Genomic DNA, 17,628 nt, shown 5'->3' with positions numbered 1-17,628 from the left:
GCGTGGCTTGGCTCAAGTCGCAGCGGCTGCCGTCCAGACCCGGCCCGCGCTGACGCCATGGCTCGAGTCGCGCATTGCGCTGCGCCACGACGATGCGCTCCTGATGGGCGAGTGCTTGCCCAGCAGCACGGAATGCGTCTGCGAGAACTCCGTCCACTCTGCCGTGCTGTCGAGAATTTCGAGCGATCCGCGAAGGCCGAGTCCGGTCAGTGCGGACACGGAATAGTCCTCCCATGAGGCGAAGTGCGATCGAGCCTGCGCTGCCAAGGTCTCGAGCAGGCTGGCTGCTTCCTCTCGCGATGCATGGCCCGCGGCGAGGGCAAGCCGAACCAGATAGGCGAGTTGCTGGACATCCCAGGCGAGGACGCTTCGGAGGTCGTGGCTTGGTTCGGGGTTTCGTTCGATCGCGGTGCGGACTTCACGCGGGTGGCCTTCGCTCTGACCGTACCGCCGGGACAGCCGCCATGCGGCAATGGCCCGCTTCTCTTCCGGCGACATGCGGCCCAATCGATGAAGACCCTCGTCGATGGTGCGGTGGCAATCGGCGCGCGAAGCGATGCCCCAGTGCTCGGCCAGCACTTCCTTGACACGACGCTCGGGCAATGCGCTTGCGAGCTGGTTGAAGTTGTCGCGCATGAGCAGGGCGAAGTTCCCGCTCAGCAAGCACCCGAAGAGTTGCTCGGGCGACAGCTTCTCCGTGGGATCGAATGCAATCGAACGCGACAGGGCTTCGCGCGATGGGAGCAGTCTGCTGCGCAGGAAGGCCCACATCAGGACGGTCCAGATTGCGATCCCAACAAGCCATATGTTCATGGTGATTCCTCGGCGCTGAAACTGTTTGAGCGCCGTCACCCGATCAGCGCAGAAGCGGGCGACGAAACAAATGAGTTGCTCCAGCCTCGCAAGTCGAGTCGCGAGGCGTGGGGCATCGAAGCTGGCGCCTTTTCGACTGGGCGCCGAGTAGCCCTCACCCGAGGACCCTCGGGGCAGAGCGCGGAAATCGGAGGCGGGAGTAAGGGCCAACCAGAAAGGCGCTTGGCGCCTGTCTTTCATCGACCGCTTGAGTCCTGTTCTTCGCCTGTCAGGGCGGCGCCGATGGCGCCGGTGAGCAGCGGAAGGAGCTTGGAAGGGATCGTACGAATCGCGCGGGGTTGCGCATATCAGAATCGTCCGAAAGACGGGCTCGAAGGCCGAGCCGGGGAGCCCTCGACGCAGACTAGAGTGGCAACAGCAACGGGACGAGCAGCACGCTCATGACCAGGGTCAGAAGGACGAGCGGCACGCCGATGCGCACGAAGTCCATGAAGCTGTAGTCGCCCGGTCCCACCACCAGCGTATTGACCGGCGACGACACCGGCGTCATGAAGGCGGCCGAGGCCGCCAGTGCCACCGTCATGGCGAAGGGGTAGGGCGACGCCTGCAGGTGCTGGGCGACGGCCAGGGCCACCGGTGCCATCAGCACCGCGGTGGCCGTGTTGGAGATGAACATGCCCAGCACCGCCGTGACCACGAAGATGGCAGCCAGCACCGCGCGCGGGCTGGCTTCGCCGACGAGCTCCAGCAGCATCTGCGCGGCGAGGTCGACTCCGCCGGTCCGCTGCAGTGCGAGCGAGAAAGGCAGCATGCCGACGATCAGGAGCAGGCTTTGCCAGTAGATGGAGCGATAGGCGGTGGAGAGATCCATGCAGCCGAACAACCCCATCAGCAGGCAGCCGATGAGCGCGGCCTGCACGTTCGGCAACACGCCGGTGACCATGAAGGTCACGACCAGTGCGAGGGAGAACAGCGCGAAGGGCGCGCGTGCGGCCGCCGGCGCGATCTCGTCGAACTCCGCCGGCAGGTTGAAGATGACCAGGTCCATGTCCGACTTGAGCTTGCGGATGGCCTTCCAGATGCCGACCACCAGCAGCGTGTCGCCAGCCTTCATCGGAACGGAAAGAACACTTTCCGCAGCCACCGGCTCGCTGCCGCGCTTCAGGCCGATGACGGACACATCGTGGATGGCGCGCAGGCGCGACTCGGCCACGGTCTTGCCGATGAGATTGGAGCCGGGCGGCACCAGCACCTCGGCCATGCCGATGTCCTGTACATGCTCGGAGAAGTAGGCGCCGGCCAGCGGAACCCTCTCCAGCGCGAGTCGACCGGCGAGATCCTCGATGTCCGCGGCCGGATTGGATACGTCGACGAACAGCACGTCACCCGGCTCGATCCGGGTGCTCGGTGGCAGCAGGTTGCGGGTGAAGCGAACGCTGCGCTCGATCGCAAGCACATTGACGCCAGGCACGTCCTCCAGCTCGAGTTCGTCGAGCAGCTGGCCCACGGCTGGCGAGTGCGGCGCCACCCGATATCGATACTCGCGCCCGGCCAGTGCGTACTCTTCGATCCAGTGGCCGAGCCCGGTCCGCCTGCTGGGCGGAATCGCCGGTCCCTCCGGCCCGGCCAGCCAGCGTCTGGTGAGCAGCATGTAGCCGATGGCCATCATCAGGAGCGGCACGCCGAAAGGCGTGAAGCTGAAGAACTGGAAACCCTCGAAGCCCTTGCGCACGAGCTCGCCATGGATCAGAAGGTTGGGCGTTGTCGCGACCAGCGTCAGCGTGCCGCTGAGCAGGGCGGCGACACTGAGCGGCATCATCAGGCGCCGCGCCGCGATGCCGGTGTTGCTCGCGATGCGCAGCACGATGGGAACGAAGATCGCCACCACCGCCGTCGAACTCATCACCGAGCCGACACCCGCGACGATCACCATGAGCAGTGCGATGAGCCGCGTCTCGTTGGGGCCGGCCCGTAGCACCAGGAGGTCGCCCAGGCGCTGCGCGACGCCGGTGCGCACGAGGCCCTGGCCGATCACGAACAATAACGCGATCAGCACGACGTTGGGGTCCGCAAAGCCCGCCAGTACTTCCTGCATGCTGACCACGCCGGTGAACGGCAACGCGGCCATCACGATGAGCGCGACCACGTCGGTGCGTGGCCGGTTGATCGCGAACATCGTGACCGCGCCGGCGAGAAGTGCCAGGACCATGCCGAGCTGGTAGGTCATGGCTCGGGCTCGCTTCCGCTCATGGCGCCGGGGACGCGATGCGCTGGTCGATCCTGACGTCCTTCATGACGAACTGGAGTGTCCCGTTGCAATCCGGCGCACGATCAGGTCATTGCGCCTGCGGGATGACGCGTGCGGCGTCTCCCTTCCCCTCGATGTAGACACGCTGTCCCACGCGAAGACCTGGCGTAGCGGGCTGCGTCACTTCGACCAGGACGCCGCTGGTCGTGCGAACGAAGATCTCATGGCCTGCCAGCGGCTGGTCGTACCTTCTTGCGACTTCAGCGCCCGCCATCGTGCCGCCAATGGCGCCGACGACCATCGCCACGTCGCGTCCCGTGCCGCCGCCGATCAGGCTGCCGAGGCCGACACCGGTGAGGCCGCCGAGGACGGCTCCGACACCGGTGTGCTGCGAGCTTCGAATCTGCGTCGGCGAGATCTGCTCGATCACGCCCTGTCGGATCACCATCGAGTCCGACGACGATCCGGGTGCCGCACAGGCTGCGAGCAGGAGGGCCAGTGCGAAGGTCGCGAAGCGAGAGAGAAGTTGCGTTGTGGTTGTCATGGATCAGTCTCCTTCATCGGTTTCGAAAATCATGGCATCGGTCGGGTTCTTGATGGTTGCCCGAAGGGGCGGCATCGGTTGCCCTTTCGGGCATGGCGATGGACGTCAGCCCAGGAAGGTCACCACGCCGTTGCGGAGGTCGTACATCGACCCGACGATCCTGATCTGCCCCTTCTTCTCGAGGTCGACGAGGATCGGACTGACGCGGCGAATCGTGTCGATGGTCTGCTGAACATTGGTGCGTGCCACCGCATCGACGAACGCATCGTTCTTGCTGGAGCGGTCACCCGTGTAGGTGGTTGCCGCGACGGCCGGCTTGATGGTCTCGAGAAGGCCCGTCAGGTTGCCCAGCTGCACGTTGTCGATCGCGCCCTTGATGGCGCCGCAGGCGGTGTGCCCCATCACCAGGACCACTTTCGCGCCTGCAGCAGCGCATGCGAATTCCAGGCTTCCGATCAGGTCGTTGTTGGCGATGTTGCCCGCAATGCGCGCGTTGAAGGTGTCTCCGATCCCCATGTCGAAAATGATCTCGGCGGGTGAACGCGAGTCGATGCAGCTGAGGATGACCGCAGCCGGGAACTGACCCGGCGCACTGGATCGCTTCTGTGCGAGGAAGTCCTGCGCATGCATCTTGCCGGCACGGAAGCGCGAGTTTCCCCTCTTCATCATCTCGATCACCCTGTCGGGCGTCAGCGCATCCCGTTCGGCCTGGGTCCAGGAGGCCGCATGGGCGTTCTTCGCCGCGGATCCCATGCCCGCCACCAGTGCGACGGCACCCGCACCCATGCCTGCCTTCAACCATGCGCGGCGTCCGTCGACCCGGGTGTGCGCCGCCATGCAGCAATCCTTGATCGATTCCATGGGAGTCCTTTGCAAGGTGCGAGGAACTCGATCATCTGCGCAGCAAGGCAAAAAATCCAGCAGGGACCACCGTGCTGCGCGGTCCGCCTCTGCGGCGCCCTGACTTGACAAAGACACAATCGCCACTGATGCTAAGTCGCGCCTGCCGAAGGCATCGGCACAGGAGATCCTCATGGCGACAGATGCGAAAGCCGCTGACCCGGCATGACCACCCCCCAGGACCAGCAACTCTCGCGCGGCGCACTCACGGCCCTTGTCGTTGGCTCGATGATCGGTTCGGGCATCTTTGCCGTACCGTCGGCCTTCGGGCGTTCGACCGGCGGCTTGGGCGCGCTGATTGCATGGGCCATTGCCGGCACCGGCATGCTGATGCTGGCGTTCGTGTTCCAGACCCTGTCCCGGCGTCGGCCCGATCTCGACACCGGCATCTATGCCTATGCCAAGGAAGGCTTCGGCAACTATCTCGGCTTCGCGTCGGCAGTCGGCTACTGGATCGGCTGCTGCCTCGCCGACGTCGCCTGCCTGGTGCTGATCAAGGCGACTCTGGGGCAGTTCTTCCCGGTGTTCGGCGACGGGACGACCCCCGTGGCGATCCTTTCCGCGTCGGTCCTGCTGTGGGCCGTGCACATCTTGATCCTGCGCGGCGTGAAGGAGGCGGCGGCCCTGAACACCATCGCGACCGTCGCGAAGATCGTGCCGATCGCCGTCTTCATCTTTGTCGCCATCGCCGGGTTCAAGGCGGACATCTTCGCGGTGAACTTCTGGGGCGGCGAAGAGCGAACCCTGTCGAGCGTCGCCACCCAGGTCCGCAACACGATGCTGGTCACGGTGTTCGTGTTCGTCGGCATCGAAGGCGCCAGCGTCTACTCCCGCTATGCGAAGAAGCGGGAGGACGTGGGCATCGCCACCGTGCTCGGATTCCTCGGCGTCCTGTGCCTGCTGATCATGGTCACCATGCTCTCCTACGGCGTGCTGCTGCGTCCCGACCTCGCGGCGCTTCCCACGCCGGCGATGGCGGGCGTGATGGCGTCCATCGTCGGGCCCTGGGGCTTGATCTTCGTCAGCATCGGGCTGCTCATCTCGATCCTTGGCAACTACCTTTCATGGTCGCTGCTGGCGGCAGAGGTTCTGCACTCGGCGGCCAAGAACAAGACGATGCCGAGCTTCCTCGCTGGCGAGAACAAGAACGGGACCCCTTCCGCCGCGCTGTGGCTGACGAACATCGTCATCCAGGTCTTCCTGCTCGTCACCTGGTTTGCCGAATACGCCTTCACCCTGGCCCTGAAGATGACCAGCTCGATGACGCTCATCCCGTATCTGCTGGTCGCGGCTTACGGCCTCAAGCTTGCGTGGACCGGCGAAACCTATGCGCCCGATGAGCGTGGTCGCTCGGTCGATCGGGTGCGCGGCGCGATCGCAGTCCTCTATGCCGCAGGCATGCTGTACGCGGGCGGCGCGAAGTACCTGCTGTTCTCGGCGGTCCTCTATGCACCGGGAACCTTCCTCTACTTTCTGGCGCGGCGCGAGCAGAAGAAACAGCTCTTCACGTTGCCCGAGATGATCGTCTTCGCCGTGTTCGCCATCGCGGCGATCGCTGCGGTGTATGCGCTGGCGACCGGCATGCTCACCGTGTAGGCGTCATGTTCCCTTGTTCGTACTGAAGGAAGCCCCATGCAACGCTATGTCTACATCGCCCTGATCGTGATCCTTGCCGGCATCGTGATCCTCTTCAAGGTACAGAACCTGGAGACGGCGACCGTGTCGCTGTTCTCGATGAGCGTCACGCTGCCGGTCTCGGTCCTGGTGTTCGTCGTCTATGTCCTCGGCATGTTCACCGGAGGCTTCGTGCTGGGACTCCTGCGTTCATTGACCAACAAGGCGACGGCGCGTCCGCGCTGACCGGGTTCGCCGACACCGCTTTCAATCAAGACAACTACGAGAGGATGTGAAATGAGCAATTTCTGGGATCTGATTCTGCTGATGCTGTCGACCTTCGTGTTGATTGCATACCTCCTTATCCTTTTTCAGATCGTCGTCGACCTGTTCCGCGATTCGGACCTGGGCGGAGGATTCAAGGTGCTGTGGCTCATCGGGCTGATCTTCCTGCCGGGGCTGACCGCGATCCTCTACATCGTCGCGCGCGGCAGGGGCATGGCCGAGAGGCAGCGCGCCAGCGTGCAGCGAGCCAAGTCCGACACCGACGCGTACATCCGACAGGTGGCCGGCAAATCGCCGGCCGAACAGATCGCCGACGCCAAAGCGCTGCTGGACGCCGGAACGATCAACCAGGATGAGTTCGCGAAACTGAAGGCCAAGGCCCTCGCCTGACCGTTCCGCAGCGGCGGCTGGCTGGCCGCCTTACAAGAGGTCTTCGGGCACGAGCGGATTCAGCAGGAGCCGTTGCAGCGCGTTCAATGCCGAAACGCCCGGCTCTTCATTGAGCGCCTGGTCGTCGTCCTCGTTGGGCGGAATCCACTCCAGCGCGCCGCCTTCGGACTCCAGCCGTACGCGATAGGCCTCCGCCTTCATGGCCTCGACGATGCGCAGCGCCTGCTTCGCCAGATCGGGGCTGTCGACGGCAACGCCCAGCTCCGTGTTCCTGCGTGCCGAGCGCGGGTCGAGATTGAGCGATCCCAGCAGCACGACCTCCTCGTCGATGACCGCCAGCTTCGCATGCAGGCGTCCGCGTGACGAGCCGCCGCCGAACACGGGCTTGTTGTCTTGCGATGTGCTCGCGCTGACCTCGTAGACCTCGACGCCTGTCTTCAGGATGCGGGGCCGATAGCGCGCGTAGCCGAAGTACACGAAGGCCGAATCGGTGGCGGGCAGCGAATTGGTGACGAGCGTCATGCGAACGCCCTTCTGCTGAAGGCTCTGCAGCACGCCCATGCCGCGCTTGCCCGGTACGAGATACGGCGACGTCACCACCATCTCCGAGCGGGCGCCGAGCATCTGGCTCACCGCGCCGGTCATCAGGCTGCCGGACTCCAGCTCCGCCGGCGGCAGGAGGCGCTTGGAGGGGCGGTCAGCCACTGCATAGGCAAGACCGGACACCAGGGTCAGATGGTTGGCCTGGAGTTCCTTGCTGACCGGCTCCAGCCCGAGGAGATCCTTCTCGGGAAGCTCGATCTCGATGCGCCCTGCGCTTGGCGGCAGCAGCTTCTGCAATACCCCGGCGTCGAACCCGGAATCGCGCGAACTCGAAAAGTAAGCGACGGGAAAGGATTCGTCGCTGTTCCAGTAGCGATCGAAGTGCATCGCCAGTTGCGGCACCACGCGACCCGCCGCAATGGCGTCGAGGTCGATGAAGTTGGCGACCGGATTGCGCGCAAAGTATTCGTCCGCGATGTTGCGACCGCCGATCATCGCCAGCGCGCCGTCGGCGATCAGCAGCTTGTTGTGCATGCGATGGTCGAGCCGGGGGAGATCGCCCAGCGACGTCGCGAGGCGTCCCGGCAGGCTGGTGCGTGCGCAGCAGAAGGGGTTGAACACGCGGATCTCCAGGTTCGGCACCCTGGAGAGGGCCTGCAGCAGTTCCTCCACGCTGGCGGTGTTCAGGTCGTCCAGCAGCAGGCGCACACGGACACCGCGCTCGGCCGCGTCCTTCAGGGCGCTGAAGATCGCGCGGCCCGATTCATCGTTGTCCCAGATGTAGTACTGCAGGTCCAGCGTGCGTGAGGCGTGACGGATCAGGGCCAGCCGGGCGTCGAGCGCATAAGAGCCCAGCGGCAGCAAGCGGAAGCCGGACTGCGCGCCGGCCGGCAACTGGTCCGCCGCGAGCCGCGCGATCGGGCTCTGGTCGGGCGTGGGCGGCAGGCTGTGCGAGACCGGGCGCCGCACGTTGGCGGGAAGTGAGCCACAACCAGCCAGCGCCAGCATGAAGAGAACGGTCAGGAGCCTGAATGAACGCAGAGTCATGCGCCGAGACTACCTGCAGCCGGGCGAATATCCCTTCACAGGTTGAAGCGACGGGATCCGGGCCAAGATAGCGCCATGACTCCGTTTTCGATCCTCGATCTTTCCCCCATCACCGAAGGCAGCGACGCCGCGCAGTCGTTCCGCAACTCGCTCAGCCTGGCGCAGCACGGCGAAAAGCTGGGCTATCGCCGCTACTGGCTGGCCGAGCACCATGGCATGCCGGGCATCGCGAGCGCGGCCACGGCCGTGCTGCTGGCCTACATTGGTGCCGGCACGTCGACCCTCCGCATCGGCGCCGGCGGCGTGATGCTGCCGAACCACTCGCCGTTGGTCATTGCCGAGCAGTTCGGCACGCTGGAATCCCTCTATCCGGGCCGCATCGACCTCGGCCTCGGCCGGGCCCCGGGCTCCGACCAGCGCACCGCGCAGGCGCTCCGGCGCGATCTCCAGTCCGATTCGGACCGGTTCCCGCAGGATGTCATCGAGCTGATGGACTTCATGTCGAAGGAGCCGCGGCAACCGGTGCGCGCGGTGCCGGGCATGGGGCTCGAGGTGCCGGTGTGGATCCTGGGTTCGAGCACCTTCGGCGCGCAGCTCGCGGCGCACCTGGGCCTGCCCTATGCCTTTGCCTCGCACTTCGCGCCGCAGCAGCTGATGCAGGCGATCCGGATCTACCGCGAGACCTTCAAGCCGTCCGCGCAGCTGGCCAAGCCCTACGTGATGCTCGGCTTCAATGTGTTCGCGGCCGAGACGGACGAGGAGGCTGCGTTCCGGGCCACCTCCTGGCAGCAGGCTTTCGTGAACCTGCGCAGCGGACGGCCCGGCCGCCTGCCGCCACCGGTGGAAGGCTACCGCGAACGCGTGGGGCCGGCCGAGAACGCGCTGCTCGATTCGGTGCTGTCCTGTTCGGCCGTCGGCTCGCGCGACACGGTGAAGGCCAGGCTGCAGGAGTTCGTGGACCGCACCGGTGCGGACGAGCTGATGATCACCTCGCAGGTCTTCGACCATCAAGCCCGCTTGCGGTCTTACGAGATCGTGGCGGAGCTGTCTTCGCTGACGCGACCCGCTTCTTAGCCGCGGGCTTGCGCTTCACTGCCGGCTTGGGCTTGGCAGGGACCGCCGCCACCGGTGCTGGTGCAGGCGCTGCCTTCGGCTTCTCGGCCACCGGCTGCGCACCGCTCTCGTGCCGAACAATCAGCGACAGCAGCTTCTTGTGTTCCGCCACGACATAGTCGGCAAGGTCGGCCACGTCGGGCACGGCGCGCCGGCAGGCTGTCAGGCCGAATTCGAGCGAGCCGTTGTAGCTCTGCACCGTCATGTTGAGGGCGAGCCCGTGCCCGGGGATGGACACCGGGAAATAGGTCGCCAGCTTGGCCCCCGCGAAGTAGAGCGGGAACGAAGGCCCCGGAACGTTCGAGATCGCCACATTGGCGATCGGCGGCAGCTTGTCGGCGAGGCCCGAACGCCCGTAGAGCGATGCCAGCCCGGACACGATCGACGGCATGCCCAGCGACGGGAAGTCCATCGGGATGGCCGCCTTGACGTTGCCAGTGAGCTTCTTGCCTTCGCTCGACGATTCGTGGATGGCGGCGAGCCGCTCCAGCGGGTCCGAGATGTCAGTGGCCAGGCTCACCAGCATCGTCGACACCTGGTTGTTGAGATCGGTGTTGCCCTCGCTGCGCAAGGACACCGGCACCGCCGCCATCAGCGGCTTGTCGGGCTTGCAGCCGTAGTCCGCCAGGTAGCGCTTGAGCGCGCCGGCGCAGATCGCCAGCACGACATCGTTGAGGCTGACGTTCGCGGCCTTCGCCATCTGCTTGATCTCGGCCAGCGGCACGGACCGGCCTGCGAACGAACGCTGGTTGGTGATCGACACGTTGAGCGGTGTCTTCGGCGCCGTCTTCACGCCCTTGGGCAACTCGAAGGTCCGCTTGCCGGTGGCCTCGGACACCGGCATCAGCACGCTCGTGATCGCCTTGGCCGTGGTCGGAATCGACTGGATGAGCTTCACGTACTGCTGCACCGTGTTGCTGAGCGCTGCGCTGGCCAGCTCTGCCATGCCGAGTTGCGAGGAATCGCGCCGGCGCGTGGCGCGCGGCGCCTTGACCACCGACGGCGTCTCCGAGATGTCGAACAGCGCCTTCGCCACGGCGACGCCGGCCTGGCCGTCGATTGCTGCGTGGTGCATCTTGCTGTAGAGCGCGACCTGGCCCGTCTGCAGGCCTTCGATGATGTGGATCTCCCACAGAGGCCGGCTGCGGTCGAGCAGCGACGAATGCAACCGGCCGACGAGCCGTTCGAGCTGCGCCATGGTGCCCGGCCTCGGCATGATCACGTGATGGATGTGATGCTCGAGGTCCAGGTCGTCGTCGTCCACCCAGACCGGGTTGGCGAGATCGAAGGGCATCATCGCCAGCTTGCGCACGAACACCGAGGCGAGGTGCAGCCGGCCGCTCAGGTACTTCTTGGCGTCCTCCGCAAAGTCGCCTTCGTAGTCCGCGGGGAGATCGAGCAGCTGCAGGCTGCCCACGTGCATCGGCGATTCGGGGGTTTCGAGGTGCAGGAACGATGCGTCCATGCCGCTGAGATGAATCATGACGTGCTCCTCGCGGAAGCCGCCTGGCTCCGCCTGCGCTCTTCCTCGTCGACCAGCTCTTTCTTCGACAGCTTGCCCACGGCGGTCTTGGGCAGCTCGTCGCGGATCTCGATCGCGCCCACCATCTCGTGCTTGCCCAGGCGGTCCTTCAGGAACAGCTTGAACTCGTCGAGCGTGAAGCCCGGCGCGCCTTCCTTCAATTTGATGAAGGCCTTGGGCGACTGGCCGCGGTACTCGTCCGGGATGCCGATCACGCACACCTCGGCAATGCTCGGGTGCTCGTACATCGCCTCCTCCAGGACGCGCGGGTAGACGTTGTAGCCGCCGCACAGCAGCATGTCCTTGGTGCGGTCGACGATGTAGAAGAAGCCGTCGGCATCCATCTTCGCGACGTCGCCGCTCTTGAAGTAGCCGTCGGGCGTCATCGAAGCCGCTGTGGCGGCCTCGTTGTTCCAGTAGCCCTTCATCACGTTGGGGCCCCGGATGCACAGCTCGCCCGGCTCGCCGATGGCGGCTTCCTTCGACGGGTCGTCCAGGCTCAGGAGCTTGAGGCGGATGCCCGGCAGCGGCATGCCGCAGGAGCCGGCCTTGCGGATGCCGCGCGCGGGCGTGAAGGTGCCGGTCGGCGACGTCTCCGTCATGCCCCAGCCTTCGTTGAGGTGGCAGCCTGTGAGCGAGAAGAAGCGGTGCTCGACCTCGACCGGCAATGGCGCGCCGCCCGAGCCGCAGAACTTCAGCGATCGAAGGTCGATTTCGCCGGCCTTCGGGTGGTTGATGATCGCGGTGAACATCGTCGGCACGCCGGGGAACGTCGTGATCTTCTTGGCCGCCAGGTCGTTCATCACGGCATCGAGGTCGAAGCGCGTGTGGAGCACCAGGTGAGCGCCCAGCCGGATGCCGAGCATCATGTTCACGCTCAGCGAATAGATATGGAACAGCGGCAGCACGACCAGCACCCGCTCGCTGCCGGGGTCGAGGATCGGCGGGTCGCCACCGGTCGATTCGAGGTACTGCGCGCAGGCGGACGACAGGTTGGCGTGCGTGAGCATCGCGCCCTTCGGCAGTCCGGTGGTGCCGCCGGTGTATTGCAGCACCACGATCTCGTCGTCGACCGAGGCGACGGCGTGCGGCTGGTAGCGGCCGTCGTTCGCAAGGAGCTGGGTGAAGCTCATGTGCCGGTCGTCTGTCGGCACCGCGGCGACCTGGCCCGCGGCCTGCAGGTGCGCGCGCACCGCGTCGCGGGCGCCGCCGTAGTCCGTGAGACTGCCGACGACCAGCTTCTTCAGGCGCGACTTGCCCAGCAGCCGCGCCATCTGCGGATAGAGCGTGGCCAGGTCGAGCGTGACGAGGATGTCCGTCCGGCTGTCCTCGATCTTGTGGGCCAGCACCCGCTCGGCATCCAGCGGCGAGTAGTTCACCACGGTGCCGCCGGCCTTCAGCACCGCGAAGAATGCGATCGGGTAGTGCGGCGTGTTGGGCAGGAAGAGGCCGACGTGCATGCCGGGCTGGACGCCCAGCGCCTTCAGGCCCGCGGCCGCATGCTCGACGGCGTCGCCGAATTCGCGGTAGGTGATGACCTGGCCCATGAATTCGATGGCCGGCCGGTCGGGCCATTGCGCCACGGCCTCGTCGAGGATCTGCTGTACCGGGCGGGTGGGGAGTTCGGCATCCCAGCGCATGCCGCTCGGATAGGACTTCGTCCAGGGCGTGGCGCTGGAGGGAGAAGAAACCATGGTTGTCTCCGGTTGGGCAGTCCATTGTGGGAGCCGGCCGGCGGTGCGGGCGGGTCCGCCTCTCGGTGATTTCCCGGATGCGGGCACCGGCTTGCCGGTGCTGGGACAATCCGCAACCTATGGAAAAGCAGCGCATCGTGGTGGGCCTGAGCGGCGGAGTGGACTCCGCGGTCACGGCGCACCTGCTTAAACAGCAAGGCCACGAGGTGGTCGGCATCTTCATGAAAAACTGGGAAGACGATGACGACAGCGAGTACTGCTCGTCGAACATCGACTTCATCGACGCGGCCAGCGTGGCCGACGTGCTGGGCATCGAGATCGAGCACGTCAACTTCGCCGCCGACTACAAGGACCGCGTGTTCGCCGAATTCCTGCGCGAGTACCAGGCCGGGCGCACGCCCAATCCCGACGTGCTGTGCAATGCCGAGATCAAGTTCAAGGCCTTTCTCGACCATGCGATGCGACTCGGGGCGGAGAAGATCGCGACCGGCCACTATGCCCGCGTCCGCCACAACGCTGCCACCGCGCGGCATGAACTGCTCAAGGGCCTCGATCCGGCCAAGGACCAGAGCTACTTCCTGCACCGCCTGAACCAGCTGCAGCTGTCGAAGACGCTGTTTCCGGTCGGCGAACTGCGCAAGACCGAAGTGCGGCGCATCGCCGACGAGATCGGGCTGCCCAACGCGAAGAAGAAGGATTCGACCGGGATCTGCTTCATCGGCGAGCGGCCCTTCCGCGAGTTCCTCAATCGCTACATCTCGAAGGAGCCGGGGCCGATCCGCGACGAGCGGGGTCGCCAGATCGGCGAGCACCAGGGCTTGAGCTTCTACACGCTCGGTCAGCGACAGGGACTCGGCATCGGCGGCATCAAGGCCAAGGGCGCGCAGCGCGGCGCGGGCGATCATTCGCCGTGGTTCGTGGCGCGCAAGGATGTCGAGAGCAACACGCTCTGGGTGGTGCAGGGGCATGACCATCCGTGGCTGCTGTCGCCGGTGCTGGAGGCCGACGACGCGAGTTGGGTTGCGGGCGGCACGCCGGAGGCTGGGGCCTATGGGGCCAAGTCACGGTATCGCCAGGCCGATGCGAGCTGCGAACTGCGCGACGGGGCCAACGGCGCTTTCCGGCTGGAGTTTGCGGAGCCCCAGTGGGCGGTGACGCCGGGGCAGTCGGCGGTGCTGTACGACGGAGAGGTCTGCCTCGGTGGCGGGGTGATCAGCTCCCCCCCAAGCTCCGCGCACTTCGTGTCGCTTCGCTAGCCCCCTGCCGGGGGCAACACCGGCGGACCGGCAAAGCCGGATCCGCGGTGTTTCGCGAAAGGGGTCATACCGATTCGTCGATGTGGATGAGATCCAGGGGGTGGCGTTTGCCGGCCAGGTAGTCTTCGACGCACTGCAGCAAAAGGGGGCTGCGGTGGCGGGCGGTGCTGGCGCGGATCTCTTCGGCGGTCATCCACAGCGTGCGGACGATGCCGTGGTCCAGCGCGCGTCCTGATTCCAGTTCGCCGAGCGTGCCGGTGAAGGCGAAGCGGAGGTAGGTGATGTCTTCTTCCTCCCGCCGTGTTCGTGCCATGTAGATGCCGATCAGGGCGGTGGGTGTGAAGCGGTGGGCGGTTTCTTCCAGGGTCTCGCGCGCGCAGCCTTCGGCGGGGGACTCGCCGGGGTCGAGATGGCCTGCCGGCGTGTTGAGGAGCAGGCCCTCGCCGGTTTCTTCCTCGACGAGCAGGAAGCGGCCGACCTGCTCGATCACTGCGGCCACCGTGACATTGGGCTTCCAGCGTTCTGCCATGTTCATCATTCCTCGTGGGATGCCAGTGCCTCGCGCTCGACGGACGTCGGCTTCGGAAGCACCAGCGTGACGATACAGCCGGCGCCTTCGGCGCTGTCGATCTCGACGGACCCGCCGTGGCGCTGCACCACCGTTCGCACCAGCAGCAGCCCGAGTCCGACGCCGTGGACTTCGGGGTGGGCCTCGTGATTCAGCCGGTGGAAGGGCTGGAACAGTTGTGACTGCAGCTCGACCGGAATGCCAGGGCCGTGGTCCCGGAAGGCCACGCGCCAATGCCGCTCGTCTTCCTGCACGCTGCATTCGAGGTCGGCGCCGGACGGGGAGTACTTGAGCGCGTTGCTCAGCACATTGGCCAGGGCGCGCATCAACAGGTTGCGGTCGCCGATGCACTGCGCTTCTTCGAGCGTGTTGACCAGCACGATTCGCACCTGGCGTTGGCGCGCGCGTGCCCAGCTGTCGTCGATGGTCTGCTGGAGCAGTGCGGCCAGGTCGAGCAGTTCGGCACGAAAGGGCTCGGCTTCGGCGCGCGCGAGGTTCACGAAGCCGTCGGCCAGTTCGAGCCCCGTGTGGGCCTGGCGTTCGATGCGCGCCAGCAGCGACCCGTCGGCAAAGGTCTCGGGTCGCTCGCGTGCCAGTTCGATGATGGTGAGGATCGTGGCGCTGGGCTCTCTCGTGTCGTGGGAGATGAACCGGAGCGCCTCGTCGCGCTGGCTCTGCGCACGGCGCATTTCCGTGATGTCGACCAGCGAGACCATCCAGCCGGCGTGTTCGTTGCCCGCATCGAAGAAGGGTACGCAGCGCAGCAGCACGGCGCGTCCTCGAGGGTCTTCGCCCTCGCCGGCGATCGCCCGAAGCTCGCCGAGCAACGCGCCTTTCGGCATCATCGGCGAGCCGTTGTTGCGCGAGCGGATGCCGGCCATGAGCCCATGGGCGTCCTGGCCGTGTATTCCGCTGGTGCCGCGCTGCCAGTAGCGGTGTGCCGCGACGTTGGCGAGCACCACGCGGCCTTCGGTGCTGAGGGTCAGGGTCGGGTCGGGAAGGTGGTCGATGCCGTCGAGCACGAAGCGATGCACGTCCTGCATGCGGCGCGCGGCGGCCCAGGTGGCGTCCATCTGGCGGTCGAGAAAATCTCCGACATTGCGCTGTGCGGCAACGGGCCGGCGGCCGACATCGTGCAGGAACTCCTCGGTGCCGCGGCGCAGGGAACGAATGGCCGCGGAGAGTCGCATGTGGCTCCACAGCGGGTACAGCGCCAGCAAGCCGGCGACGCCCGCGGCGGGAGCGAACAGCACGTTGATCGACGGCTGCCCGAGGATGCCGAGCTGAAGCGCCAGCATGGCGCCGATGAGCGCCATCACGCCCAGCGGCCTCAGCCACAGCACGCCGAAAAGCGCGACCAGCAGCGGCCCGAGGTTGAAGAGCAGATCCTGCCAGGGCTTGGCGAATTTCACGTGCTGCCCGGCGAGCGATGCCTGCAGCATGTTGGCGAAGATGTCCACGCCGGGCATGAGGCCGGGCCGGTTCGGGGCCGAGTTGGCATGCGCGTCGCCGAGTCCCGGCGCCGTGACGCCCACGAGCACGTAGCGGTTGCGGAACACCTCACGGTCCACGTTGCCGCGAAGCACATCGATGTAGGAGACCGTCTTGAAGTGTGCGGGTCCGCGGGTGAACATGATGGCTTCGAGGTCGCGACGCAGCCAGACGCGCGGCGCGTCGTCGGCGGCCTCCAGGGCGCGAGGGGCGGCAGTTCCCGCATGTCCGGCCGCGGCGTCGCGCAGCGCGATCACGAAGTGCGGGCGCATGCTTTCCGCAAAGCCTTCGCGGAGGTAGGCACTGCGCGCAAGGCCATTCCCGTCGACCGACAGGTGAACGTGCCCGATGCCGGTGGCGGCCTCGGCCAGCACGGGTATGGGCAGCAGCTCTTGCTGCGACCGCTGCCCGAGGGTCTGCAGGGCGGTCGGCAGCACCACGCAGCCGCTGTCGCGCATGGCGTCGGCCAGCGCCGCGTCGTCGCCGGGATGGCCGGCGTCGGGCTCTGCCGACAGCACGTCGAAGCCGATGCACTTCGGCGACTGGGCGGCGATGGCGCGCAGCAGCTCGGCGTGCTGTGCGCGGCGCCATGGCCAGCGGCCAATCGCATCAAGGCTTTTTTCGTCGATGGCCACGATCACGATGTCGTCCGATGGCGGCGCCGCCAGCGCGGCGCGCGCGCTGTCCTGCAGCAGCCGGTCGGCCCCCGGCATCGGCTGGGTCAGGCTGAGCAGGCTGACCAGCGACGAGAGAGCCGCCGCAAGGAGCAGCCAGGGGCCGCGTCGTTGTGCCCAGTGCCAGCGTTCCGGGGGCTGTGCCGTGTCCGCCGCGTGCCGCGGACGGTCGGGGCTCATTCCGAATGGCTCGGCGTGTTGTAGATCGGGTTGAGCAAGGTGGCGTCGATGGACTCCAGCCGGTAGCCGAGTCCGTAGACGGCCGACAGCAGGAACCCGTTGGACGGCACCAGATCCAGTTTCACGCGGAGGCGGGAGATGTGCGTGTCGAGCGAGCGCGAAGGCGACTCGGCCCCCACGCCCCAGACCGCTTCGCGCAGGTGTTCGCGCGACAGCAGGCGCCCGATGTTCTGGAACAGGAACAGGGCCAGCTCGTATTCGCGGTGGCTCAGGTCGGTCGGCTTTCCGTGGACGCGCAGGCTGCGGGTCGCGGGCATGAAGTGATAGGGGCCGAAGACCAGTTCGACATCGTGCTGTGCCGGATAGGAGCGGCGCAACAGCGCGCGAACGCGGGCCTGCAGTTCGGCCACGCGGATCGGCTTGACCATGAAATCATCGGCGCCGGCCGCGAGGCCCTCGACCATGTCCTTCTCTTCGCGCCGGTTGGTCACGAAGAGAATGGGAAGCCGGCTGTTCAGGTCCTCGCGGATCCATCGCACGACGCGTGGCCCCTGTACATCGGGGAGAGTCCAATCGAGGATCAGCAGGTCGTAAGTCTGCTGGCGGAGATCGCGCAACAGCGTTTTCCCATCGCTGAAGCCATGGCATTCATGACCAATGCCCTCCATCGTGTGGCGGATCAGTTCGAGCTGGACCGCCTCGTCGTCAAGCGCTGCTATTCGCATTCCATTCCCTGTATCTCGTTA

Annotated in this window: 15 protein-coding genes; 5 read left to right on the top strand and 10 right to left on the bottom strand. The window is 66.2% G+C overall.

What is annotated here, in order from left to right; all coding sequences use genetic code 11:
* Positions 1–12: 12 nt before the first annotated feature.
* The 4 genes from QTH90_RS11350 to QTH90_RS11335 all read right to left on the bottom strand — a co-directional run bounded on the left by QTH90_RS11350 (position 13) and on the right by QTH90_RS11335 (position 4,466).
* Entirely contained in the window at positions 13–813 is an 801-nt protein-coding gene (locus QTH90_RS11350; RefSeq protein ID WP_286664654.1) for a DUF1266 domain-containing protein, read from the bottom strand.
* Between the two features lie 403 nt (positions 814–1,216).
* Positions 1,217–3,040: an SLC13 family permease gene (locus QTH90_RS11345; RefSeq protein WP_286664653.1), complete on the bottom strand. Its 1,824-nt coding sequence runs from the start codon at positions 3,038–3,040 to the stop codon at positions 1,217–1,219.
* 109 nt (positions 3,041–3,149) lie between these two features.
* Positions 3,150–3,605, bottom strand: coding sequence for an outer membrane lipoprotein (locus QTH90_RS11340; protein ID WP_286664652.1), 456 nt, complete (start codon positions 3,603–3,605; stop codon positions 3,150–3,152).
* A 105-nt stretch (positions 3,606–3,710) separates the two neighbouring features.
* Positions 3,711–4,466 (bottom strand): carbonic anhydrase family protein, encoded by a 756-nt coding sequence (locus QTH90_RS11335; protein ID WP_286664651.1) that lies wholly within the window; start codon positions 4,464–4,466, stop codon positions 3,711–3,713.
* A 204-nt stretch (positions 4,467–4,670) separates the two neighbouring features.
* Between QTH90_RS11335 and QTH90_RS11330 the strand changes: the two genes are divergently transcribed.
* From QTH90_RS11330 to QTH90_RS11320, 3 genes are all read left to right on the top strand, one after another.
* Positions 4,671–6,101, top strand: a complete 1,431-nt coding sequence (locus tag QTH90_RS11330; RefSeq protein ID WP_286664650.1) for a basic amino acid/polyamine antiporter — start codon at positions 4,671–4,673, stop codon at positions 6,099–6,101.
* 36 nt (positions 6,102–6,137) lie between these two features.
* The gene (locus QTH90_RS11325) at positions 6,138–6,365 is read left to right on the top strand and encodes a LapA family protein (RefSeq protein WP_286664649.1); all 228 of its coding nucleotides are present in this window, start codon (positions 6,138–6,140) and stop codon (positions 6,363–6,365) included.
* 81 nt (positions 6,366–6,446) lie between these two features.
* Positions 6,447–6,794 carry an SHOCT domain-containing protein gene (locus tag QTH90_RS11320; protein WP_286664648.1) on the top strand — a complete coding sequence of 116 codons (348 nt, stop codon included), beginning with the start codon at positions 6,447–6,449 and terminating at the stop codon, positions 6,792–6,794.
* A gap of 30 nt (positions 6,795–6,824) precedes the next feature.
* Here QTH90_RS11320 and QTH90_RS11315 read toward each other — a convergent pair whose 3' ends face one another.
* Positions 6,825–8,384 (bottom strand): phospholipase D-like domain-containing protein, encoded by a 1,560-nt coding sequence (locus QTH90_RS11315; RefSeq protein ID WP_286664647.1) that lies wholly within the window; start codon positions 8,382–8,384, stop codon positions 6,825–6,827.
* Positions 8,385–8,459: 75 nt separating this feature from the next.
* Between QTH90_RS11315 and QTH90_RS11310 the strand changes: the two genes are divergently transcribed.
* On the top strand, positions 8,460–9,458 hold the full coding sequence (locus tag QTH90_RS11310) for an LLM class flavin-dependent oxidoreductase (RefSeq protein WP_286664646.1): 999 nt from the start codon (positions 8,460–8,462) through the stop codon (positions 9,456–9,458).
* Here QTH90_RS11310 and QTH90_RS11305 read toward each other — a convergent pair.
* Together QTH90_RS11305 and QTH90_RS11300 are read right to left on the bottom strand one after the other, a co-directional pair.
* Entirely contained in the window at positions 9,370–10,980 is a 1,611-nt protein-coding gene (locus tag QTH90_RS11305) for a WS/DGAT/MGAT family O-acyltransferase (protein WP_286664645.1), read from the bottom strand. The genes QTH90_RS11310 and QTH90_RS11305 overlap by 89 nt on opposite strands.
* The gene (locus QTH90_RS11300; RefSeq protein WP_286664644.1) at positions 10,977–12,713 is read right to left on the bottom strand and encodes a long-chain-fatty-acid--CoA ligase; all 1,737 of its coding nucleotides are present in this window, start codon (positions 12,711–12,713) and stop codon (positions 10,977–10,979) included. The genes QTH90_RS11305 and QTH90_RS11300 overlap by 4 nt, the downstream gene beginning before the upstream one ends.
* A 119-nt stretch (positions 12,714–12,832) precedes the next feature.
* On the opposite strand from QTH90_RS11300, the gene mnmA reads away from it, so the two are divergent.
* Positions 12,833–13,969 carry a tRNA 2-thiouridine(34) synthase MnmA gene (gene mnmA / locus QTH90_RS11295; protein ID WP_286664643.1) on the top strand — a complete coding sequence of 379 codons (1,137 nt, stop codon included), beginning with the start codon at positions 12,833–12,835 and terminating at the stop codon, positions 13,967–13,969.
* 64 nt (positions 13,970–14,033) lie between these two features.
* Here the strand turns inward: mnmA and QTH90_RS11290 are convergent, their stop codons facing one another.
* The 3 genes from QTH90_RS11290 to QTH90_RS11280 are packed head-to-tail and all read right to left on the bottom strand — an operon-like array spanning position 14,034 to position 17,607.
* On the bottom strand, positions 14,034–14,498 hold the full coding sequence (locus tag QTH90_RS11290) for an NUDIX hydrolase (RefSeq protein ID WP_286664642.1): 465 nt from the start codon (positions 14,496–14,498) through the stop codon (positions 14,034–14,036).
* A gap of 5 nt (positions 14,499–14,503) precedes the next feature.
* Positions 14,504–16,882 carry a CHASE2 domain-containing protein gene (locus QTH90_RS11285; protein WP_286664641.1) on the bottom strand — a complete coding sequence of 793 codons (2,379 nt, stop codon included), beginning with the start codon at positions 16,880–16,882 and terminating at the stop codon, positions 14,504–14,506.
* On the bottom strand, positions 16,879–17,607 hold the full coding sequence (locus tag QTH90_RS11280) for a response regulator transcription factor (RefSeq protein ID WP_286664640.1): 729 nt from the start codon (positions 17,605–17,607) through the stop codon (positions 16,879–16,881). The genes QTH90_RS11285 and QTH90_RS11280 overlap by 4 nt, the downstream gene beginning before the upstream one ends.
* Positions 17,608–17,628 lie beyond the last annotated feature (21 nt).

Source organism: Variovorax flavidus, from assembly GCF_030317145.1.
In the GTDB taxonomy this organism is placed as follows: Bacteria; Pseudomonadota; Gammaproteobacteria; order Burkholderiales; family Burkholderiaceae_C; genus Variovorax; species Variovorax flavidus.
The sequence above is the reverse complement of the archived record's forward strand: the minus strand, read 5'-3'. Positions and strand labels throughout refer to the sequence as shown.